The 23,966-nt window shown below is 50.5% G+C and carries 15 protein-coding genes; 5 read left to right on the top strand and 10 right to left on the bottom strand.

All coding sequences use genetic code 11. The features are described 5' to 3' along the window. The first annotated feature begins 395 nt into the window (after positions 1-395). Positions 396-1,178 carry a hypothetical protein gene (locus tag K1558_RS05310; protein ID WP_238650351.1) on the top strand — a complete coding sequence of 261 codons (783 nt, stop codon included), beginning with the start codon at positions 396-398 and terminating at the stop codon, positions 1,176-1,178. Positions 1,179-1,244: 66 nt separating this feature from the next. Here the strand turns inward: K1558_RS05310 and K1558_RS05305 are convergent, their stop codons facing one another. The 3 genes from K1558_RS05305 to K1558_RS05295 are packed head-to-tail and all read right to left on the bottom strand — an operon-like array spanning position 1,245 to position 5,310. Continuing rightward, a complete protein-coding gene (locus K1558_RS05305) occupies positions 1,245-1,772 on the bottom strand; it encodes a phosphotransferase-like protein (RefSeq protein ID WP_238650350.1) in 528 nt (175 codons plus the stop codon). Between the two features lie 57 nt (positions 1,773-1,829). Beyond that, positions 1,830-3,452, bottom strand: coding sequence for a response regulator transcription factor (locus K1558_RS05300; protein WP_238650349.1), 1,623 nt, complete (start codon positions 3,450-3,452; stop codon positions 1,830-1,832). Between the two features lie 40 nt (positions 3,453-3,492). Next, entirely contained in the window at positions 3,493-5,310 is a 1,818-nt protein-coding gene (locus K1558_RS05295; protein ID WP_238650348.1) for a sensor histidine kinase, read from the bottom strand. A gap of 242 nt (positions 5,311-5,552) precedes the next feature. Between K1558_RS05295 and K1558_RS05290 the strand changes: the two genes are divergently transcribed. From K1558_RS05290 to K1558_RS05275, 4 genes are all read left to right on the top strand, one after another. Further along, positions 5,553-6,896, top strand: coding sequence for an ABC transporter substrate-binding protein (locus tag K1558_RS05290; RefSeq protein ID WP_238650347.1), 1,344 nt, complete (start codon positions 5,553-5,555; stop codon positions 6,894-6,896). A 148-nt stretch (positions 6,897-7,044) separates the two neighbouring features. Continuing rightward, the gene (locus tag K1558_RS05285; RefSeq protein WP_238650346.1) at positions 7,045-7,983 is read left to right on the top strand and encodes a carbohydrate ABC transporter permease; all 939 of its coding nucleotides are present in this window, start codon (positions 7,045-7,047) and stop codon (positions 7,981-7,983) included. A 15-nt stretch (positions 7,984-7,998) separates the two neighbouring features. Next, positions 7,999-8,838 carry a carbohydrate ABC transporter permease gene (locus K1558_RS05280; RefSeq protein WP_238650345.1) on the top strand — a complete coding sequence of 280 codons (840 nt, stop codon included), beginning with the start codon at positions 7,999-8,001 and terminating at the stop codon, positions 8,836-8,838. 150 nt (positions 8,839-8,988) lie between these two features. Next, on the top strand, positions 8,989-14,607 hold the full coding sequence (locus tag K1558_RS05275) for an S-layer homology domain-containing protein (RefSeq protein WP_238650344.1): 5,619 nt from the start codon (positions 8,989-8,991) through the stop codon (positions 14,605-14,607). An 89-nt stretch (positions 14,608-14,696) separates the two neighbouring features. Here the strand turns inward: K1558_RS05275 and K1558_RS05270 are convergent, their stop codons facing one another. The 7 genes from K1558_RS05270 to K1558_RS05240 form a co-directional block, all read right to left on the bottom strand. Continuing rightward, on the bottom strand, positions 14,697-15,851 hold the full coding sequence (locus K1558_RS05270; protein ID WP_238650343.1) for a YncE family protein: 1,155 nt from the start codon (positions 15,849-15,851) through the stop codon (positions 14,697-14,699). 17 nt (positions 15,852-15,868) lie between these two features. Beyond that, positions 15,869-17,020, bottom strand: coding sequence for a YncE family protein (locus K1558_RS05265; RefSeq protein ID WP_238650342.1), 1,152 nt, complete (start codon positions 17,018-17,020; stop codon positions 15,869-15,871). 144 nt (positions 17,021-17,164) lie between these two features. After that, positions 17,165-18,322: a YncE family protein gene (locus K1558_RS05260; RefSeq protein ID WP_238650341.1), complete on the bottom strand. Its 1,158-nt coding sequence runs from the start codon at positions 18,320-18,322 to the stop codon at positions 17,165-17,167. 189 nt (positions 18,323-18,511) lie between these two features. After that, a complete protein-coding gene (locus tag K1558_RS05255; protein WP_238650340.1) occupies positions 18,512-19,672 on the bottom strand; it encodes a YncE family protein in 1,161 nt (386 codons plus the stop codon). A 239-nt stretch (positions 19,673-19,911) separates the two neighbouring features. Beyond that, a complete protein-coding gene (locus K1558_RS05250; protein ID WP_238650339.1) occupies positions 19,912-21,081 on the bottom strand; it encodes a YncE family protein in 1,170 nt (389 codons plus the stop codon). Positions 21,082-21,238: 157 nt separating this feature from the next. Continuing rightward, positions 21,239-22,399: a YncE family protein gene (locus K1558_RS05245; RefSeq protein WP_238650338.1), complete on the bottom strand. Its 1,161-nt coding sequence runs from the start codon at positions 22,397-22,399 to the stop codon at positions 21,239-21,241. A 237-nt stretch (positions 22,400-22,636) separates the two neighbouring features. Further along, entirely contained in the window at positions 22,637-23,803 is a 1,167-nt protein-coding gene (locus tag K1558_RS05240; RefSeq protein ID WP_238650337.1) for a YncE family protein, read from the bottom strand. Positions 23,804-23,966: the final 163 nt, after the last annotated feature.

The following is a 23,966-nucleotide window of genomic DNA, read 5'->3' as shown; positions in this document are numbered from 1 at the left end:
GCCTTTTTAGTTAATAAATTTACTAAATCTTCGCCTTTATCCTATCATCCGCCGGAGGTTCTTTCAAGAGGATTTTTTGAACGCTTACATTTTGCCTGCCGACGCATCAGCATCGTCCTGCCCTGAGGCTGCGCGGACTGACAGGCCGTTATTCATCTTCATTACGCGCTCCCACCGGGCTAAGTGGACTCAGATTCCGCTAATGAGTAACACTCCCCTCGTTTACAGCTCAAAAAGGCAGCATAAGCGCGCCTGAGTCCGCGAAACCACCAAAAGTCTGTTTTTTCACGCAATAGCGTCCTCTGAGTCCGTTACATGCTAAAATATCAATAGCATACAGACGAGCAAATGAAATCGAGGGGAGTGGTGAAATGAATCTGCGGCGGATTTGGATAATGGCTATAACAGGGCTGGCATTATTACTCGGCTCCTGTTCCTCTGAAGCAGCCAGCATCAGCAACAGTGTTAAATTAGCGGAGGAATATTCCATCGGCACGCTTCAGACAGCCATGGAAGATTACATCAACGAGCGGCTCTGGTACTACCCGGAGAAGATAGAGGGCCAGGGGATGAACAAGTTCGATTCCTATATCGGCCAGACCCTCCAGGTGGAGGTCCGTGTATATAAGGATGCTGAGGGCCAAGACAAGCTATATGGCCACACCAACATCGGGGATTGGCTAGTCGTTTTCAAGAGCAAGGACGGATATGTGTATGCAGATGGACAGGTTAGCAGCGGGCCCGAGGGCGGCTGGCCGGGAGATTCCTACGAGACTGCCGGGAGCTTCACGGTCAAGGTGAATCCGCCGCACCAGATTGAGTACGGGGATTCACCGCACAAGCGGGAAGTGGTTGCTGCCATGGACAAGCGGGTAAAGGCGCTCTGTGCAGACTTGACGCATGGAACAGATGCGGCTGACTGGAAGAATGCGCAGGTGTTTGTGGCTGATTTTCATCCCTATGAGGACATGACTACGGCGTGGGTGATCCGGCCTGATGGATATACATGGATCACTGGTGTATTTGCTGAAGAGCAGGAGGGGACATTAACCGGGGGATTAACTGCGGGGTTCGGCATACATAAAATCAAGGACCTGCCGGAGACGGACCCGACCCGGTATGAGTTTGAAACAAGAGTATTGAAGCAGAAGCCCATTATCCAGTTTGTGTGCAATTAGAAGAGAGGCTGCCTATACCGGCAGCCTCTTCCGCTTTTATGAGCAAATAACGTTACCTCATCCCTATCAACCTACGGTACGCTCACCGAATACATGCCCGACAATCAGATCCGCACACTCTTCAGAAGTCTTCTCATGCGTGTTCACCTTGAAGCTATACTTGATGTCACGGGCCATCAGCTTGTGCTGCTCCTCTGACTGGTCTTCACTCCGGTGTTCCCGGGCCAGATTACGCTGGCGGCAAATGTCCAGGGGGCAGAATACTTCCACAATGGATAGCGGGTACCCGCTGAAAATCTCCTTCACCTTCTCATAATGAGGCGCAAGTCCGGGACGTTCCACGATAATGCCGTCAATCAGCACATGCTTGCCGTGATCCGAGAATAATTTCGCAGTATGGTACATCATAATAATCGCTTCACTAAGATACTTCCAGTAATCTTCACGCAGGTAGCGTTCCCCGATCGTCTCTTCAAACAGGTCATTCGCTACCACATAAAAGAATTCCGGCGATCTCGCTTGTATCGCTTCTACGATTGAGGTTTTGCCGGAGCTGGTCACTCCGTTTAGAAATACGATTTGTCCCTGGTTCATTTGCCTTTCCTTCCTTTCATGCTTCGTTTATTTTCTTCCTTCGTTTATTCCCTTCATCTACTCCCCGCCCGCATTCCCCTCAATCTGCTGCATATAATCCCGGGGGGAGAGCCCGGTGACCTTCTTGAACACCTTGCTGAAATAGAAGGCGCTCTCATAGCCGAGCTTCTGGGAGATCTCGTAGATCCGGCCTTCGCCCCGGACCATCATCTCCTTGGCGGCGGTGATTTTGGTCTCTGTGATATACTCAACATAGTTCACCCCGGCGACCTTGGAGAACAGGTGGCTCAGATAGTTGGGGCTGAAGTTGAACACATCGGCGACCTGGTTGAGCGAGAGCTTGGTGCCGAGATTTCTTTTGATATACTCCTGGACATTCTTCACCACTTGTTCCTTATAGCTCTGTCTGCGGGTGGCGAGCATCCGGACACAGCCGTCCCGGAACTGGATGAGCCAGCCGGTAATCTCTTCAATGGTATGCAGCTGATAGATCGCCCGGTAGCCCTCCGGCTCCTGCTCGAAGATCTGCTCCACCATGTTGTCCCCGTCCGCAAGCAGGGAGGTTGCCATATACAGAATGTTGCAGGCGGCATCGGTGGCGGGAACGAGCAGGTCAGGTCGTCCGTCGAAGCTCTCGATCATCCGGGAGATAATGCTGTGCAGGGCGCGGGTATCCATCTCTTCAAAAGCTCTGCGGATCTCCATCCGCGATTCCGAGAAATCAAACAGCAGCTGCTCCTGCAGCGGGGCCTCGCCCTCCGTGAAGAAGACGAAGGAGCGCTCCTTCACGGCGGCAGGCAGCGCCTTCCGGGCAGCGAGATAGCTCCCCTGCAGCAGGAACGGATCTTCCGCAGCGAAGCCGATCGCCCCGATAATCGTCACATTGAAGTAATTATGCAGTACAGAAGCCATATCCGCCAGCAGCTTCTGAATGTCAGGCATCCAGAGCTGCGGGTCCGGGCCCGGCACAGGCAGAATCAGCGCGAAGTTACGCAGATCCAGGCTGGTTACATAGCAGGCGCTGACCGAAGAGAGCGTATCCTTGGCCATCTGTACGGTGCTGGAGCATAAGGCAACCAGCTTATCCCCGCGCGGCGGGACGGTGTCCGGCCCGAGAATGCGGCAGGTACAGACCAGATAGGCCGGCGCGGAGAGGTCCACCTCCAGGTCCTCCTTCTGCAGCAGATACTGGTTCTTGTTCTCGAACAGGCCGCTTAACAGCCGGATGAAGAACTTATCCCGCTGGGCCTGGAGATTGCCGCGGTGGACCAGCTTCGGATAGTTCTCCATCGTCTGGTACTCCTCCAGGATCGCAAGGGCCCGGCGGATCGATTCGGCCAGCGCCTCCGGCGTCAGCTCCAGCTTCACCAGGTAATCGGTGGCCTGGACCTCAATCGCTCCGCGCGCATACTGGAATTCCTCGTAGCTGGTCAGCATGATGAACAGCGGAAGCCGCCCGTACTTACGGCGGACGGAACCGGCGACCTCCAGGCCGCTTTTGATCGGCATTTTGATGTCGCTGATTACAATGTCCGGGCGGAGGGTGTCGATCATCTCCTCCTCCTGTGCGCCATTGTGGGCGATGCCGACAATCTCAATGTTATATTGCTCCCATTTCAGCATGGACTGGAGTCCGATGCAGACCAGGGCTTCATCATCTGCGATTAATAATTTGATCAAGCTCATCACATCCTTGCTCAGTTTGCAGGGCGCCGGGGGGCTATTCTCTCAGCCGGAAGGGAAGCAGCAGCTTCATCTTAGTATAGCGGCCGACCTCGCTCTCAATAGACAAGCCGTAATCCGCGCCAAAAGCCAGCTGCACGCGCTCGTTCACACTGCGCAGCCCGATATTCTCCAGCATTCCCTTCGCCTCATCCCCGGGAACGGTGAGAATCGTGGAGATCTGCTCCTTCTTCATCCCGACTCCGTTATCCTCGATCGTGATGAGGAGGTCAGCGAAGCTGCTTCGCGCCACTCTAATGAAGATGTCGCCCCGGCCCTTGGGCTCGATGCCATGGAAGATCGCATTCTCCACCAGGGGCTGGAGCGTGAGACGCGGAATAAGCCCGCCGAGCAGCGCCTCCTCTTCAATCTCTGTGACCATGGTAACCGTGCTGCCATACCGGTATTTCTGAATCAGGAAATAATCCTCCAGCAGGCTCAGCTCATCCTTCAGCGGCATCAGCCGCCGGGTATCCTTGGCGATGCTGCGGAGCAGCCGGGACAGGGAGGTCGTCATCTCTGCAATGCCGGTGGCGTTCTGGATCGTCGCCATCCATTTGATCGAATTCAGGGTATTGTACAGGAAATGCGGATTAATCTGATTCTGAAGCATCCGGTATTCCAGCTCCTGCTTCTGCTTCTCGTCCGCGAGCCTGCTGTCCATAAGGGCCACGATATCCTGGGACAGGCGGTTAATGCCCCGGCCGACATCGCCCAGCTCGCTGTTCCATTCAATACCCGAGTCCAGCAGGAAGTTGCCCTGGGCGATCTTGTCCATACGCTTCTTCAGCTTCTCCACCGGGAGGCTGATTGTGCGGGTCAAATACAGCGTAATGATCGCGCTTAGGATAAGCACAAGCAGACATACGCCGAGCAGGACGAGAATCCAGATATTGCTCCGTGGCGCGAACTGGTCATTGGATAAGGTCTGCGAGAGCATAACACCGCTGCGTACCGGATACGATACCACGATATGCCTTTCCTCATCATCCTGCAATTTCACCATAGACAGCTCGGTATCTGGGCCGACGGGCTTGTCACTGGTATAGGCTACCGGCTCATAAGGCTCTTCAATGGCCTTAACCTGATCGCCGTTAAGCTGATAATGATGCTCGCCGAGCGTAAGCAGCAGCCGGGAGTGCTCCGGCAGGGCATAGCCCTTCAGCTTGTCCGTAATGACGGACGTACTCGCGAGCAGGTAGACGGTTCCTACCCGGGTAGCTCCCCGGCCATAGATCGGGAACACGAAGGGAATTCCGTAGGAATTGGAGAGCGGGTCCTTAATGACCCGGTCCCATTGCTCTTCAGCCTCATTCGTCAGACCGGTGACTTGACCGATATTATGGATGGTAAGCGGAACGGAGGTGCCGAAATTCTCCACCTGCAGGAACTTTCCGCTGTTATCTGTGGCAATCAGGCGGCGTACATAGCTATAGGAGCGGTTGATCCGCACATCGTCCTGCATCGCATTGAACACATTCAGCGCCTGCTTGGGACTGGCCTCCGGTGAACCGAAATATTCGGTAAGCAGGGTGTTCGTGGACGAGTTGGTGCTGCTGGTCATGGCCAGGGTGGTCAGGTCAATCAGATCCTGTTCAATAATATGGGAGACGAGCTGGAGGTTGAACTCCGTCGCCTGAATCGTTGTTTTGCGCTGATAATACGTAATGAGCTCATAGCTGAACCAGGACAGCAGCGAGGCAATCAGCAGCGCGAAGGCGGTCATGAGCAGAATAATGCGGCTTTTAATAGTAGATTTCCGTACCGTGGTGAACACTCCTTCATCTATAAGTGAACCTGTATAAAGCGTTTTCAATTACCATAGCATATTCCTGCGTTTCAATATAGAGCCGGAGGGAGAAGCTGAGAATTTTACAGGTTTCGGATAAGAAATTACAGGTTCGGAGCAGGCCATGCGGAGAAGAGCACAGAATAGTGAATGAACTGTGTTTGATTTTGCATCCCCATCGGGCTTGAAAAGGCTTACACTGTGAACTAAGGCCGGAGCAACGGATGCCGGCTGCTGAACCATCATCAGAAGATAAAGGGGATAATCGAATGAACTTGAAAAGATTCTGCGGCATGACCCTTGCCACCGCGCTCTCCGTGAGCCTGCTGGCCGGATGCTCCGGCAATAACAACAATAAAGAGGCTGCTGCCACGAACGCACCTGCTTCAAGCAACGCTGCAACCGCTTCCTCCGGGCCGAGCCAGGAGCCGGTAACGCTGAAATGGGCGCTGTGGGATTGGGAAGCTACTGCCTACTACAAGCCGCTGATCGACGCTTATAAGACTGCTCATCCGAACGTAACCATTGAATACGTGGACCTTGGCTCCACCGACTATATGACCATGCTCAGCACCCAGCTCTCAGGCGGGGCGGATCTGGACGTTCTGACAATCAAGGATATTCCGGGCTACTCGAATCTTGTGAAGCAGAATCATCTGGAGCCGCTAAAAACCTACATGGGTGACAAATCGATCGATCCTTCGGTATACGGCGGTACGGTCGAGCAGATCGAAGTGAACGGCGAGGTGTATGCGCTTCCGTTCCGCAGCGACTTCTGGCTGATCTACTACAACAAAGCCTTGTTCGACAAAGCTGGTGTGGATTATCCGACCAACGATATGACCTTCGACCAATATGATGAGCTGGCCCGCAAGATGACCTCCGGCAGCGGTTCGGAAAAAGTATACGGTGCCCACTACCACACCTGGCGCAGCGCGGTTCAACTGTTCGGTATCCTGGACGGCAAGAACACTGTGGTCGGCGGCAACTATGACTTCCTGAAGCCTACCTATGAGCGGATTCTGAAGGAACAGGAAGACGGCATCGTAATGGATTATGCGACCCTGAAGACCTCCAGCACGCATTACTCCGGCGTATTCTACAATAACTCCGTAGCCATGATGAACATGGGCAGCTGGTTCATTGCCACCCAGATCGAGAAGGTGAAGAGCGGGGAATCCCAGTCGAAGGAATGGGGTATCGTGAAGTATCCTCATCCTGAAGGCGTTGAAGCCGGAACGACACTGGGGACGATTACTTCCCTGGCCGTGAACCAGAAGTCCAAGCACAAGGAAGCTGCCCTTGATTTCATGAACTTCGTAACCGGTGCGGAAGGTGCCAAGGTGATCGCTTCTACCGGTACGATTCCTGCGATCAAGAATGACGAAGTTATCAATTCCATTACCTCCATCGACGGCTTCCCGTCAGACGAGAACAGCAAGGCTGCACTGAATACTGTTCAGACCTACCTGGAAATGCCGATTCATGAGAAGAGTGCGGACATTGAAGTCATCCTGAATGAAGCGCATGACAATATCATGACCAAAAACTCTACGATTGACGAAGGCTTGAAGGATATGAATGACCGGGTGGGCCAGCTTTTGAACAATTAAGGTGAACATGTAACGTTAGTGTCCTGAAGGAAGTGCGGGCGGAGGCCCGCCTTCCATATAAATAGAGGACCTCACAGCACTCGTATTAGCAGGCATCGATGTAATTCCCACTTTGCGGGGATGTTATATAAGGTTTGGAGGAGAACGAATGCAGAACGAAACCATATTGCGTACAAATAAGAGCCCAAAAAGCCGGTTGTCGCGCGGACTCCGGGATCACCTGGTCGCGTATAGCTTTATTGCGCCGAACTTTATCGGATTTGCCCTGTTCACCCTGGTACCGATGATCTTTGCCTTTATTCTGGCGTTTGTGAAATGGGACGGGGCCAATCCGATGAAGTTCATCGGGCTGGGCAATTTCTCCCGGCTGATCTCGGATACCACCTTCCACAAAGCCTTGTGGAACACGATTGTCTACACGATCGGCGTCGTGCCGCTGACCATGATTGTAGCGCTGGCGCTGGCAATTCTGCTCAATCAGAAGATCATGGGCCGTAATTTCATGAGAACGGTCTTCTTTTTCCCATATGTGGCATCGCTGGTCGCGGTTGCGGCGGTATGGAACTTCATCTTCAGCCCGACCATGGGTCCGGTGAATAACATCCTTCATCTGATCACCGGCATTCCGCTGGAGGAGCTACCCCGCTGGGCGGCGGATAAGCAGTGGGCGATGTTTACGGTAGTGCTTTTTACAGTGTGGAAAAATATGGGTTATTACATGGTCATCTATCTGGCTGGTCTCCAGGGGATTAACCCGGAGCTGTATGAGGCTGCTGAGCTGGACGGTGCAGGCCCGTGGAGAAGATTCCGCAACGTGACTGTGCCGCAGCTGGCACCAACCACCTTCTTTGTCCTGATGATCCTCGTCATCAACTCGTTCAAGGTCTACGATATCTTCATCAACCTGTTCGCCGGAGCGGATAATCAGCTGAGCGATGCTACACGGGTTATGGTCTATCAGATCTACAACACGGCGTTCCGCTCGCTGGATTACGGATATGCCAGTGCCATGGCGATTGTGCTCTTCCTGCTGGTACTCGGCATCACCATCGTCCAGTTCCGCGGCGAGAAGAAATACGGACAATAGGGGGATCTATTAGATATGGTTGGTAAAAGTAAAGGACTTAAAATCAGCTTAATGGTGCTTGTATATGCCCTGTTGGCTCTGACCGTGCTGGCAATGCTGGTGCCGTATATCTGGATGCTGTCGTCATCGCTCAAGCTGAACAAGGATGTCTTCTCCTTCCCGATGCAGTGGATTCCGGCGAATCCGCGCTGGGAGAACTTCCAGGATATCTGGACCCGGATTCCACTCGGACGCTTCATTTACAATACAGCTAAATTATCGGTTATTGTGACGATTCTGCAGCTGCTGACTTCCAGCTTCGCGGCGTACGCGTTCTCCAAGCTGCATTTCAGAGGCAAAAATGTGATCTTCCTGGGATACATCGCCACGATTGCGATCCCTTGGCAGGCTTACATGGTGCCGCAGTTCATTCTGATGCGCTACATGGGACTGAACAATACCCACCTGGCCATCATTCTGCTGCAAGCCTTCTCGGCCTTCGGCGTGTTCATGATGCGCCAGTTCTATCAGGGGGTGCCGGATGAATTATGTGAGGCGGCCCGGATTGACGGACTGAGCGAATACGGCATTTGGGCGAGAATTATGCTTCCGCTGTCCAAGCCAGCTCTCTCCACGCTGACCATCTTCACCTTCGTCTCTACCTGGAATGACTTCCTCGGGCCGATGATCTATCTGACCGATACGAAGCTCAAGACCATTCAGATCGGTCTGCGAATGTTCATCTCACAGTATTCGGCGGAGTATGGCCTGATTATGGCGGCGAGTGTGGTGTCGATCATTCCGGTGGTTGTAGTCTTCCTGTCGCTTCAGCGGTACTTTGTGCAAGGCGTTGCTGCTTCGGGGATTAAGGGATAACACCCGGGAGCAGAGATTCACTGAGGTTCAGCCTGGCAGTTGCAGCTTTGCGCAGTCTGCCAGGTATTTTTATAGGTCTGCCCAAGTCACTCATTCTTCTAACGACATGTTGAATGCGCTTACTTCATTTAGAAAGAGGAGGATTAATGAATGAATCGAAACAAACGTGTTAAGAAAAGGCTATTCTCCGTGCTCTTATCTACTGCACTCGTAGCCGGAATGTTCCCTACACTAGGTGAGTCTGTAGCATCTGCCAGCGAGACCACTGCTTCTGCGGTCCGGATTCAGCTTGACGGTGAGGACATCAAGGAGGGGAATGTGAACGGGCTGACCTTCAAGGGGTTCGGCGTACTGAGCGGCAACAGTACCAGCGCGCTGCTGATGGACTATAAGTCCGAGCAGCCGGAGGCCTATGCGCAGCTGCTGCAGATCCTGTTCGGGGGCGACCGCCCCTTGATGAACCATGTCAAAATCGAGATGGGCAATGACCGCAATAACTCTACCGGTCCCGACCCTGCGACCATGCGCACGGAGGATGAGGAAGCTAATGTAGCCCGGCACCCCGGCTTCCAGCTTGCGGCCGATGCCAAGGCCGTCAATCCGGCGGTGAAGGTAAGCTTTCTGCGCTGGAATGCTCCAGCTTGGGCTAACAATAACGACAAGATTTATACCTGGTATAAGAAGACCATTCTGGCCGCTTACCGTGAATACGGCTATATGGTGGATTATGTGAATCCCCATATCAATGAGCACGCGCCGGATCTGGCCTGGACGAAGGCGTACGGCGAGAGAGTGAAGTCAGATACGTCAGACTTCAAGGACGAGCAGGAGAAGGAGCTGTACCATAACATCAAGCTGGTCATTTCCGATGAAGTTGGCATCGGCTCCTTCGGCGATGCGCTGGTGAATGACCTGTCCCTGCGCGAAGCTGTAGCCGCTGCCGGGTACCATTACAACACCGATGACGATAGCAAGGGCAATTTCAAGCGGCTGGCGGATGAACTCGACAAGGAGATCTGGAATAGTGAAGCCCAGGCCACCTTCAGTAACTCGGCCTTCCGTCCTCACAATAATATGAAGGACCCTTCGGTGCCCGGGACGGGGATCGGCGGCACCGGCGGACCGCTGGAGATGGGCAACACCATTATTAAGGGCTTCGTGAATTCGCGCCGGACGCATTTCATCTATCAGCCGGCGATCGGCTCCTTCTATGAAGGCGGGCAGTACTCATTCAAGGAGCTGGTCAGCGCCCGCGATCCGTGGTCGGGCTTCATTCATTATGATGCGGGACTGCTGGTTCTGAAGCATTTTAACGGGTTTGCCACAACCGGCTGGGAGAACGAAGACAATACGGCAGGAATCTGGCGTGCTGTTCCCCAGGCGAGCTACACCGGAGCAACCGGCACGAACCCGGTCAGCGGGCGCAACGGAACTCCAAGCTATATGACTCTGGCTTCACCTGACAAGCAGGATTTCTCGACAGTGATCATCAATGACAGCGAGACTGAGAAGATCTACAAGCTCCAAGCCGTCAATATGGCCTATACCGGAAATCCATCCCTGGAAATGTGGGAGACGCGTGCGGCTGAGCAAGGTCAGGCTTTTAACAGCAATTATCTGAAGCCTCTTGGGGATGTCGAGGCAGACAGCAGCGGTGAGTATACCATTCGTGTGAAGCCGTTCTCCATTGTCACGGTCACTACGCTGGATAACCGCAATAAGGAAGGGTTCAGCACACCGCTTCCGGTGGAGGGCGAACGCACCGTGCTGGATACCGATTCTACCGGGTCCGTACAGAATACAGAAGACCAGTGGCTATATGCGGATGACTTCAACTATGGCAACAAGAGCGTTCCCGTGATCGGAGAGGGCGGACAGATTACCGGCGAAGAGAGCTACGTCAGCTCGCGCGGCGGCCCGTATAGCGTCATGCCGCGTTATACGCAGGACCTCAACGGAGCGTTCGAGGGCTACCTGGTCGATGGCACGGATAACTATGTGCTGCGGCAGCAGTTAGACCAGACGACCACCGGCGTAGGCGGGGCCTGGAATGGCGGCGACCCGGTCACAGCCATCGGGGATTACCGCTGGACTAATTACAAGGCGAGCGCCGATGTGTCTTTTGAACAGAATAGCACTTACGGCGGGAACAATTACGCAGCGATTGGAGCCAGATACCAGGGCGGGCCGCAGACGATTAACGGCACCCCTTATGCGCTCAAGTTCTGGTTCGACGGCGGCTGGCAGCTGCTGTCCAGCGGGACCGTGGTGGCCAGCGGCAACGCAGCTGCCGGCTCCGGCGGGGTGAAAATTCCTGACTTCAATACGGCACATGACGCGTGGCACAACATTGCCATTCAGGTGGCTGGGGATACGGTTACTGCCTATCTGGATCAGGTTGAGCTTACAACCTATACCGATCCGAGTCCGAAGCTCTCCGGGCGCGTGCAGCTCGCCAGCGGCTTCTATCACACCCGCTTCGATAATCTGAAGGTGGAGAAGGTAGACGGGTATACCCCCTACTATGCCGAGCAGCTGGATAATCTGGAGATGACGGATCTGGCAGAAGTTCCGGGGGCGAAGCTCGTTTATGAAGGCAATTGGGCCCATGAGAATGGAAAAGGCATGTATGTCTATCATCGTACCCTTTCTACCAGCCAAGGGGCCGGTGCGGTGCTGAAGTATACTTTTACCGGTACAGGTTTTGATATTCTGGGGCCGAACGACGGCTCTGCCAAGCTGGAGGCTGTGGTGGACGGTGAGACTCTGGTAGTCTCAGGTGCTGCTAATGCGGCGAAGGAGCTGTACCAGACCTTCACGCTCCGCGGACTGAAATACGGTGAGCATACGGTGCAGCTCAAAGTGCTGAGCGGGACCCTCGCTGTGGATTCCGTTGCAGTTATCGGCGGGGAAGGAGCAGGAAGCCCGGATACCACCGAGCTTAGTCAGGCGGTGAGTGCTGCGCTTGCGGTCAGCAGGGAAGATGGCTACCCGGAGAAGGACTGGAAGATGTTCACGGATGCCCTGGATACCGCCCAGGCTGCGCTGAATGATCCGGCTTCCTACCGGCTGGACCAGGAAGGGGCAGCACAGCTTGTAGAACGTCTGTCTTCCGCTCTTAATCTGCTGCTGCTCGGAGATGTGAGAGAGCTTGCGTCTATTCCCGACAGGGCTACCTATACAGGGAAGCAGCCTGAGCTTCCGGCTAAGGTAGAGGCTACGCTCGCAGACGGCACAGCCACACAGGTAGCGGTGAAGTGGAATCTTGATGCGGTCCGCTTCGACACTCCATATGAACGGGTAGCGGTCACCGGCACCTATGGTAGCCTGAAGACTATTGCCTATGTGGAAGTGGTTCCTGAGGGGCTGGTGTACTTCCTGGACATGGGTGTTGCCGGGGATGGCGACACTCCGCCGTATACAGCCATCCGGGATTTCGCCGGCGACAGCCTGCTGAATCGCAAGGCAGATCAATTGTCCACAGGAGATACGGTATGGGGACATACGAATACAGGCGCTAACTATAGTGTCAAAGGGCTTGGCGGTGCTGTAGTCACTACAGATAAAGCCCAGACCGGAGTGTACGGCTCGAATACGAGGAATACGCCGCTGGTCTACAACCTGCCTCTAAGTGCTGGCAAATACACGGTTACTTCGTATCATCTGGACTGGTGGAATAACGGGAGCCGGACGATGGATATTACCCTCAGCTATCCTGATGCTGAGGGAAAGATCGTGACCGAGACGGTGAAGACCGGCCTGGTTGCCGGTGCAGGCGGGGCTGGTGTTCAATATACGTTCACGCTGCCGGTCAGCGGTACAGTGAAATATTCGGTGAACAATACGTTCAGCCAGGCTTCGCTGATCAGCTATCTGGCTGTGGCGAAGGACTTGGTCAGCGCGGCCAATGAACAGGCTGTGCTTGAGGCGAAGAGTATCATTGAAGGAGCGGCTTACAGCGTCAAGATGGCGCAAGCGAATGATGAAGAAGCTGTCCGGGTCTGGCTGCAGCAGACCCTTAGCGGGCTGCCGGGGTTCAGCGATACCGGGGTTACCTTGGGCGACATTAGCTTGTCTGCATTCCAGGCAGCCGTTGAGGATACAGAGGGCAGCTTCACTTTCTCGGTAACGCTGAATAAGGGGGAAGCAAGAGCAGACAGCACGGCCAGCGGTAAGATCACGCTCCCGGAACTGGATACGGTTCCGCCGGTGATTACGCTGACGGGCGATGCAGAAGTCAAGCTATCGCTGGGTGCGGAGTACACTGATGCGGGCGCTACCGCTTATGACGATCAGGACGGGGACATCACAGACCGTATAGTGACCACCGTGACCAGTGATGTGTATAACTTGACGGAGCTGGATACGGCGCAAGCGGGAGAATATATCTTCCATTATAATGTCAGTGATACCGCAGGCAACGCAGCCGCAGAAGTGACAAGAAAGGTGACGGTGAGTGAAGAGGAGCAGCCGCCGGTGGAGCAGCCGACTCCGACGCCAACACCATCGCCGGAACCGTCAGCCACACCTGCTCCAACAGATGAGCCGGTATGGATTCCGGCACCGGCTGTAACACCAACACCGAAACCGGCGGTAACGCCGTCCCCGTCTCCGCAGACGGAGAAGGTGCTTCATCAGGATGATTTCAAGGCTCCGGCAGACCGAATGATAACCGTTCAGCTTACGGACGATACTGAATCCGTGCTGCTGCCTGCAGGAGTCACAAGCATGACAGGCACGAATACCTTGCGTCTTGCCTGGAATACAGTTGCTGTTGATCTGAGCCCGGATGCCCTGAAGAGCGTCCTGAATACCGTTGCTGGTGGTGGAGGGCAAACGGAGGGAGCGGCCATCAGACTGTCGGCGGTGAAGTCAGACGCTGACAGCTTCCAGCAGCGGATCAATGATCCGGCGGTCAACGGGTCTGTACGGCTAACAGCGGCAAGCGGGGTCATCAGCTTCAGCCTGGAGGTTGTAGCTGCGGACAGAAGCTCCGTACCGGTGACGGCGTTTGCCAAGCCGCTGACTGTGACCTTCGCAGTAGATTCTAAGGCGAATCGTGACCTGCTTGGCGTCTACCATATCGCTGCCAGCGGAGCAGTGGAATATGTCGGCGGTAAGCTGGTGGATAGTAATCGTAAGCTTGCTGCTGAAGTGATGCATTTCAGCCAGTACGCTGTGCTGGAGTATGATAAGAGCTTCACCGATGTCAGCAGCGGCCACTGGGCAAGCCCGGTCATTAAGTCCATGGCTGCGAAGCATATTATTGAGGGGATGCCGGGTGACCGCTTCGATCCGCAAGGGGAAGTGTCAAGAGCGCAATTCGCCGCGATGATTACTCGTGCGCTTGGCCTTAAGACAGCAGGCCCAGCTGCATCGTCCTTCACCGATGTGGATGCCAAGGCCTGGTATGCTGAAGCGGTTGCCGCTGTGAATGAAGCGGGCATTGTGTTTGGACGCAGCAAGGACGCTTTTGCTCCGAATGAACTCATTACCCGCGAGGAGATGGCGGTCATGGTCGTCCGTGCGTATGCCACCCTGCCGGAAAGCCAGATCAGTGCTGACCTGTCAGGAGGCCAGGGGGATAGCATGGCGGCAAGCCTGTTCAGCGATGCCGCCCGGATTCAGAACTTCGCGAAGAATGCAGCCGTTACCGCCGAGCAGGCAGGTCTGATCCGTGGGCGTGGCAATCAGCAATTCGCACCGCAGGCGGCTATGACCCGTGCCGAGAGCGCGCAGGTCCTTGCTAATCTGCTGGGACATATGTAACTTCAACTAACGATTTAAGTCAAACAGAGAAGCGGTTCTCCCATATCCGGAGAACCGCTTCTCTGTGTATATACTGCTAGTCAAGTACATTATTGGGACTGATCGTGATAATTGTAAACAATATTCCTGACTATGGTGTCGTCTCCCCCAATGGGGATAGCGCTTAGAGCTGTTGCAGTTCCCAGATTAATCGGACGAACTGCATTAATTTCGCCCACATAGGCTTTGTTGTCTGCGTAGATCGTCATATCGCCGACAATATTCAGCGGAACTAATTCAGATTGGAAATAGTCTGTATTGATGATTTGCAGCCCGCCCGTCGGAAGATCTACGGGTTGAATGGTGACGGCAACATACTTTTGCGAAAGCGAAGTACGGATTTTATCCTGGCCATTGTAACTGGGGAATTCCGAGTAGTGTTCAGCGGTGATACGGCCAGACGAATTAAGTTTCAGATCCACAAATTCATTCAGAAATTTGCCTTCTCCCTGTAAGGTGCTATATAGAAATTTGTTGTTCAGATAGATTCCGGATGCCGTATTACCCAGTAAGGCTGTCGTTGCAGACACGGAATGATAAGGTTTGAAATTGGTAACATATCCAACCGTCCCGAACGTAATGAGGTTTTGTCCGTCCGGGTGAACGGCCAAGGGATTGCGTGTCTGATCAAACTTGAGCTTCGGATAAAGTGGCTCATGGTCAAGCGGATAAGCCTGATCATTATCAATATCAATGACGATAACATAATCTCTTTCACTGTCACTCTTACAGGCAACATAGACATAGGGGCTATTCTTATTGCTCGCGAAGGCGAAAGGCTTGCCTGGATTGCTCGGGTTCAATGAATTGATAGACACGGTCTTGATCAATTTATTTGTGACTCCATCGACTATGGTAACGGTGCCGTCATCATAGCTGGCTGCATAGGCTTTTTTACTATTAGTCGTTACGAAGACAGCAACGGGTTTGGCACCAACAGCAACTTCAGTTATAGGGGTGAAATTATCCGTACGATAGATGATGAGTTTATTCAAGCGGTCATCTGTTACGTAGAGCTTATCCCCTGAGGGACTCAAGCTTAAAGCGCTGGGACTGAGGCCTGCCGGAATCCTTTTGTCAATCGAATCCAGTCTGGGATTAATAAGAGCGATATAACCGCCTTTATTGCCAGTTACATAAGACACATAGACATAATTAAGAGCGTGGAGTAAATCTCTGCGTTGGCTTGCCTTACTGGTACTCATAAATAAGCTCCCCTTACTCAAGATTGATTCGTATAATTGGAATAAATGTTCCTGATCTCAACGTTACCAAGATCGATAGGGAACTGGGCTGTTGCACTCTCCAGGTCAATCGGACGAATCGCGTTGATTTCTCCTACATAAGCCTTGGAGTCTGCGAAGAAGGCCATATCACCGACCAGATTAAGTGCAACTAATCTTGAACTCAAACGCTTGACATCGATGATTTGCAGACCACCCGTCGGGAGATCCGTGGGTTGAACGGTTACGCCAATATACTTCTGTGTAAGAGAAGTACGGATTTTATCCTGGCCTCTGTAACTGGGGATTTCTTTGAATCCATCATTGGTAATATTTCCATTCAGATCAATGGCCAGGTTCTCAAATACCTTCAGATAGTTTCTGTCGTCAACGGTGCAAAATAACATTTTGTTGTCCAAATATACTCCAGATGCTGTATTATCTAACATACTTGTCGTGTTATAGATGAATTCTTTAAGATTAAAATGGTTAAGAAAGCCAAAGTTTGCAAGTGTGACCTGTGTGTGGCCATCCGGGTGAACGGTCAGGGGGTTGCGGGACTTGTCAAACGCCGGGAAAACCTGTTCAGGGTCAAATGAATAAGCTTTATCCTCATCAAAATCAATGGCCACAATATAATCTTTTTTCCTGGCACGTTTACAGGCAACATAGACGAAGGGACTATTCTTATTGCCCGCAAAAGCGAAAGGTCTGCCCGGATTATTGTAGTATATTCCGTCCATATGCTCATTTCTAAGCACTGTATTTGTTGCGGTATCGATGATGGTCACATATTCATCTCCATAGTTGGCTACATAGGCTTTTCTGCCGGTAGGCTCTACGAATACAGCAACAGGATTATGATCATCGCAGTACTCAAAACCAACGGGAATCGTACTAACTAGGCTGAAGTTATCCGTACGAAAGACGCTGAGGGTATTCTTGAGGTTATCCGTCACGTACAGCCTCTCCCCAGAGGGATCTGTGCATATAGCGCTAGGACTAACGCCTGTCTGAATCACCTTGATGACCACATCTTTTGTAGCATCAATAACAGCGACATATCCTACATTACGATTAGCTACAAAAGATGCATAGACATAAGGAAAGCGGCTCGTTTTTCTGCTCTGGTCTACCTTATTCGGATACACTGGCGCCCCCCCTTTCAATTAACTTTAGCTCATGGACTCGCCGGTCCCGGCGGACAGACAACCGGTCCGATAAGGCTACAAAAAAGACTGTCCCAAAGTCTATTTCGACTTGAAGAGACAACTCGGTGTTTAATTAAATATGCATTAGAAGGATTGTTTGCTATAACCAGAAATAATATTTTTTAAAGTGAGATAATATCCTCCCAAGCTGATAGGAGGTAAAGCTTTTGCATTTGTCAGATCAATGGGACGAACCCCATTGATTTCCCCCACATAAGCCTTGGTGTCTGAGAACATTGTCATATCGCCAATAATATTAAGCGGAACAAACCGGGAAGTATAATCATCTGCATCAATGATTTGGAGACCTCCTGTCGGATAATCCGTGGGCTGAATGGTGACGCCAACATACTTTTGCGATGGCGTAGTTCGGATTTTATCCTGGCCTTTGTAGCTGGGGATTTCAAAGAATTGTTCTTCGGTGATATCTCCAGTCATATCGAACACCAGGTTCTCAAATACCTTCAGAAAGTCTCTATCCCCTCGCATGGTACAGAATAACTTAGTGTTATCCAGATAGATCCCTGATACCGTATTGTCTAGCAGACTTGTTGACTTGTAATTAGTAGTACCAGATTCTTGTTCAAGGAGGTAGCCTATTAAACCAAACGTGACTTGTGTCTGTCCATTGGGGTGAACGGTCAAGGGGTTGTGGTTCTGGTCAAACTTAAGAGGAGTAGGGTAGCTTGGAAAATCAACCATATAATATGAATCAGTCAAAGTATCCATTACGAAAATACAATCACTTCCATCATCACGCTTGCAGGCAATAAGGACGGAATTTTCGAAAAATCTAAATGCAAAGGCGAAAGGGTGGACCTTAAATATAGAACCTGGGTCCAGGTCCACAGTCTTAATTAAACTATTTGTGATGGCATCCACAATGGTAATTGTGCCATCGTCATAGTTGGCAACATAGACTTTATTAATGGTAGGTTCTGCGAAGACAGCAACAGGATTTTTGCCAACAGGAGTTCCGCCTAATATGTTAAAGGTATCTGTACTATAGATGAAGAGTATTTTCCTGTCATCCAATACGTAAAGCTTATCCTCTTTTGGACTCAAGCACATACCCACCGGATTAAGGCCTGTCGATATCCGTTTGATGATCTTATCGGTTGTGGGATCAATGACAGCAACATATCCGCCTTGACTTTGATCGTTATTTACATACGACGCATAGACATAAGGTGAGCCATTTTGTGTAATTCTGTTTTGAATTGCTGTTTGAGTCATATTCATAGATGAAATCCCCTCTCATGTAATTCTGGCTAATGGATTTGCCGGTCCCGGCGGACAGACAACCGGATGAGCAGGCAAACCGGGAATGTCCGGATGTTGCATCAGGTTGTCTGCTATATGGTATGTCCGGATACTCCGGCCCGAGTCATTGAAACGTCATGTAAAAACGAAAAAGGGCACTATATAACATTAGGAGGATTGATTGCTATAACCGGAAATAATGCTCTTGACGGTGATGTCGTATCCCCCAATCTGGATAGCGGGTTGAGGTACCATAGATGCCAAATCAATGGGACGCACAGAGTTCTGTTGACCCACATATACGCTGGAGTCTGAGGGAAACGTCATATCACCGACAACATCAAGCGCAATGAACTCGTAATTCAAACTGGCCACATCAATGACTTGCACACCGCCCGTTGGGAGATCCGTAGGTTTAACAGTGACACCAATATATTTTTGCGTACGCGAAGTACGAATAATATCCTGTGCTTTGTAACTGGGTACCTCTATGAAATTCTCATACGTGATATTTCTATTTGAATCGATAGCCAGATTTTTAAATACTTTCAAATAGCTCTTGTCTTCGCGTGTGGTGCAGAATAACATTCTGTTGTCCAGATAGATCCCGGAGACCGTATTGTCCAGCAGACTTATCGAGTCATACAAGCCAACCGGACGATCTCCAAAATAGTTAAGCATACCGACTTCTCCAAGCGAAACCAGCGTGTGCCCATCCGGGTGAACCGTTAAGGGATTGCGGGTGTCTCCAAAGGTGATATCCTCTTCGAAGTCAAGCGGATAAGCCGTATCATCCTCAAGGCTTAAAGCAACAAGATAATCTTTTGCGTTGTCACGCTTACAGGCAACATAGACATAGGAACTTTTTTCATTGCATGTAAAGGCGAATGGTCTGCCGAGAATGCCTGGTTGCAGAGTGAACATATTCACATTTTTAATAATCCTTAAAGTGACAGTATCTATAATGCTCACGCTGTGTTCACCATAGTTGGCTACATAAAGCTTTTTACCACCCGGCTCTACGAAGACAGCAACTGGATCGGGACTGCTTGAAGTACCAACTGCGATTCCGGCGAGAAATAGAAAGTCATCTGTGCGAAAAATCATAACCCTTTTCAGGCGGTTATCTGTAACGTAAAGCCTTTCTTCAGAGGGGTCTGTACACATAGCGGTAGGATTAAAGAATGAGGTAATCCGTTCAATTATCTGATTGCGAGTACAATCAATAACAGCGATTGCCCCGTTTCCACGGTTATTTTCATAAGACACATATACATAGGGAAGACCGTGGATCACAATCCGGTTTTTATTTGTCGTATTTGTGTTCATAGATGAGTTCCCCTTTCGTATGGTTCTGGATCATGGACTCGCCGGGCCCGGCGGACAACCCACAAGGCGAGCAGGAACGCCAACTTTTGTCCGGATGCGACATTTTGAAGGCCTAATATATTTTATTCGTTTATTTTGCAGATAGAACCGCCAGAAGGTCTGATAAGTCCACAAAAAAGAGCTGCTCCAATGTCGCGTTCGACTTAAAGAGACAGCTCAATGCTTCGATTACATAGGCATTAGGAGGATTGATTGCTATAACCGGAAATGATTTTCTTCACGATGATGTCGTTTCCACCGATGTCGATAGCGGGAAGAGCCGTTGCCGTTGCCAGATCAATTGGACGAACCGCGTTGATTTCGCCCACATAGGCCTTGCTGTCTGAGAAGATGGTCATATCGCCGACAATGTAAAGCTCAACCAATTTGGAACTTAAACTATCTACATCAATGATCTGCAGACCTCCTGTCGGGTAATCTGTGGGATGAACGGTGACGCCAATATACTTTTGTGTACGCGAAGTACGGATGAGCTCTTGGCCTTTGTAGCTGGGGACTTCTTTGAAATTCTGATAGGTAATGTTTCCATTTGCATCTATAGCCAGGTTCTTGAATACTTTCAGAAAATTTCTTCCTTCTCGCATGGTGCAGAATAACAGTTGGTTGTCCAGATAGACCCCGGACACCGTATTGTCCAGCAAACTTGTTGATTTGTACGCAATCTTATTAAGAGCAACATAATCAAGGACCCCAACATTTGCAAGCGAGACCAGTGTGTGTCCATTCGGGTGAACCGCCAAGGGGTTATATCTCTTGTCAAATACGGGTTCCGGGTATACCTCCTCAGGATCAAGCGGAAACACCCCATCATCATTAACGTCAAGGACAACCACATAATCTCTTGCATTGTCCCGCTTGCAGGCAACATAGACAGAGGCGCCATCCTTGCTGCTTGCAAAGGCGAAAGGCTGACCTAAATTGTTTTCATCTACTGCATCCATATCTACATTGGCAATAAATCTAAAATTGACGGCATCAATAATGGTAACATTACGGTCTCCATAGTTGGCGATATAAGCTTTCCTGCCGCTAGGCTCAACGAAGACAGCAATGGGTTCGGGGCTGCTTGAAGTGCCAACGCGGATTGAAGCGAAAGCTACAAAGTCATCTGTATTATAAATAAAGACCCTTTTCATAGATTCATCTGTTACGTAAAGCTTCTTTCCAGAGGGATCTATACACATCGCAGTCGGATTTAAGCCGATCTGGAGTCGATTGATGATCCGATCTTGGGCAGGATCAATAACAGCGACAGCTCCACCCTTAAAGCCAGTTGTGTAAAGCGCATAAACATAAGGAAAAAGGTCGTCACGTATCTGATTGCATTGGTTGGCTTTATTCGTATGCATAAAATAAATCCCCTTTCATATGGTTCTGGATCATGGACTCGCCAGGCCCGGCGGACAGACAACCAGATGGGCAGGCGCGCCGGGTATATCCGGATGCCCCATCTGGAGGTCTGTTATAGTATATGGCTACAAAAAGGGCATAGGATAACCTTTCACCTTAGAAGTATGGATTCCTAGCAGTAGATTGATTACTGTAACCGGAAATAATATTCTTCACGGTGATGCTATCGCCCCCCATATCGATAGCAGGTAGAGCGGTTGCGGTTGCCAGATTAATGGGACGAACCGCATTGATTTCGCCCACATAGGCCTTGGTGTCGGAGAATAATGTCATATCGCCGACAACGTAGAGTGGAATGAACTCGGAACTCAAGCGCTCGGTATCAATGATCTGCAGACCACCCTGCGGGAAATCAGTGGGTTGGACGGTAATGCCAACATACTTTTGCGAAGGCGAGGTCCGGATTTTATCCTGGCCTTTGTAACTGGGGAGCTCTATGAATTTATCGTAGACAATGTTTCCATTCAAATCAAAGGTCAGATTCTTTAATACTTTCAGAAAGTTTCTTTCATCTCGTAAAGTACAGAATAGCATTTTGCTATCCAGATAGATTCCGGATACCGTATTGTCCAGTAAACTTGTCGGAACATAAAGAAAGTCATAGTCACTTAAGTAATAATTGAGGTAGCCAATCGGTCCAAGTGTAATCAGGGTCTTGCCATCCGGAGCAACGGTTAGGGGGTTATGGTTCTGGTCACCCGGTGTTAACTCAAGCCCAACAAGTGCGTCATTATCAATATCCATTGCGATGACATAACCGCTCTGATCGTCGTCCCTCAGGCAGGAAATATAGATAAAGCGGCTATTCTTATTGCTTGCAAAGGCGAAAGGGCGGCCATTTGACTTGTCAGGTGTATCCATGGAGACGGTCTTAATAAAGGCATTCGTAGAACCATTAATAACGGTAACGGTGCCATCGTCATAGTTGGCTATATAGACTTTTTTACCGGTAGGCTCTGCGTAGACAGCAACAGGTGTGGCACCAAGATAAACCCCGTTTAACATAATAAAGGTCTCTGTACTATAGATATAAAGTACGCTGACGTCCACCACATAAAGCTTATCCCCCGAAGGACTTAGGCACATCACAGTGGGATTGTGGCCTCCCTGAAGCCGTTTGATGATCTTATCGGTTCCAGGATCAATAACGGCAACATATCCTGTAGTAGGATTATCATTTAATACATAAGACGCATAGACATAAGAAAAGCCGTCGCGAGTATTGCTGTTTGGATGTCCTGTTCGATTCATATTCATTAAGAAAATCCCCTTTCCTGAGGAACTGGCTAATGGACTCGCCGGGCCCGGCGGACAGACAGTAAGAAGAGCAGAACGCCAACTCTTGTCGGAATGCGACAATTGGAGGTCTGCTCTATTTTATTCATTTATTTTGCAGATAGAACCGCCAGAAGGTCTGATAAGTCCACAAAAAAAGAGCTGCTCCAAGTCTATTTCGACTTAAAGAGACAGCTCAATGCTTCGATTACATAGGCATTAGGAAGATTGATTGCTATACCCGGAAATGATTTTCTTGACGTAGCTGTTGCTTATCCCGATGTCGATAGCAGGTAGAGCCGTTGCCGTTGCCAGATCAATCGGACGAATCGTGTTGATCTCGCTCACGTAGGCCTTGGTATCTGAGAAGATGGTCATATCGCCGACATTGTTAAGCTCAACAAATTTGGAACTTAGACTATCTACATCAATGATCTGCAGACCTCCTACCGGATAATATGTGGGTAGAATGGTGACGCAAACATACTTTTGAGTCTGCGAAGTGCGGATGATATCCTGGCCTCTGTAGCTGGCAATTTCTTTGAAACTATCGTAAGTAATGTTTCCATCAGAATCAATGGCCAGGTTCTTAAATAATTTCAGATAGTTTCTGTCATCTACGGTGCAGAATAACCATTTGTTATCTAGCGAGACCCCGGATACTGTATTGTCTAGCAAGCTTATCGAGTTTGGCGTGCCAGGAACGTCATACACCAGGTTGATAAGGGATCCAGTCAACCCAAATGCAGCCAGAATGATTGAACCCTGGGCAATGTCGATTGGGTAAGCAGCCAAGGGGTTATGAGTTACGTCAAAGCTATAGTCACTGGTTTCAAGAGTCTCTATAATTACACCACCAGCTTCAATGTCGACAACAGAATCGGTGAAATTGTCACCCTTGCAGGCAACAAAGTTAGAATTGGAAGCAAAACCGGAATTGTCAGTGCTTGCAAAGGCGAAAGGCTTGCCTGTGCCTATATCCTCAGTGTAATACTCATAGCTGTCAATATCAATTATAGTTACACTGTGTTCTGTATAGTTGGCTACATAGGCTGTTGTGCCACTAGGGTCTACGAATACAGTAACCGGACCAGGGTTTTTTGTAGTCCCAACGCGTATTGGGGAAGTGACTAAGCTAAAGTCACTTGTTCGATAAATATTGACTGTATACATGAAGGCATCCAATACATACAGATTCTTTCCTGAGGGATCTATACACATAGCCGTCGGGTTTATTAAGCCCGGGATCCGTCGGATGATCTTATCGGTAGTAGGATCAATAACAGCAACAGCTCCAGAATTAGAGCCAGTTGTATAAAGCGCATAGACATAAGGAAAAAGGTCGTCACGTGCCTGTTTGCATTGATTGACATTATTCGAATGCATAGAAATAGCCCCTTTCATGTCTTTCGGCCTAATGGACTCCCCGGGCCCGGCGGACAGACAACCGGATGGGCAGGCGCGCCGGTTTGTTTCCGGATGCCGCATCAGGTTGTCTGCTGTATGTTATGTCTGAATGCTCCGGCCCGAATAGTCCTAATGTCCAATA

The sequence above is a fragment of the Paenibacillus piscarius genome, assembly GCF_022234545.1.
In the GTDB taxonomy this organism is placed as follows: Bacteria; Bacillota; Bacilli; order Paenibacillales; family Paenibacillaceae; genus Paenibacillus_AQ; species Paenibacillus_AQ piscarius.
The sequence above is the reverse complement of the archived record's forward strand: the minus strand, read 5'-3'. Positions and strand labels throughout refer to the sequence as shown.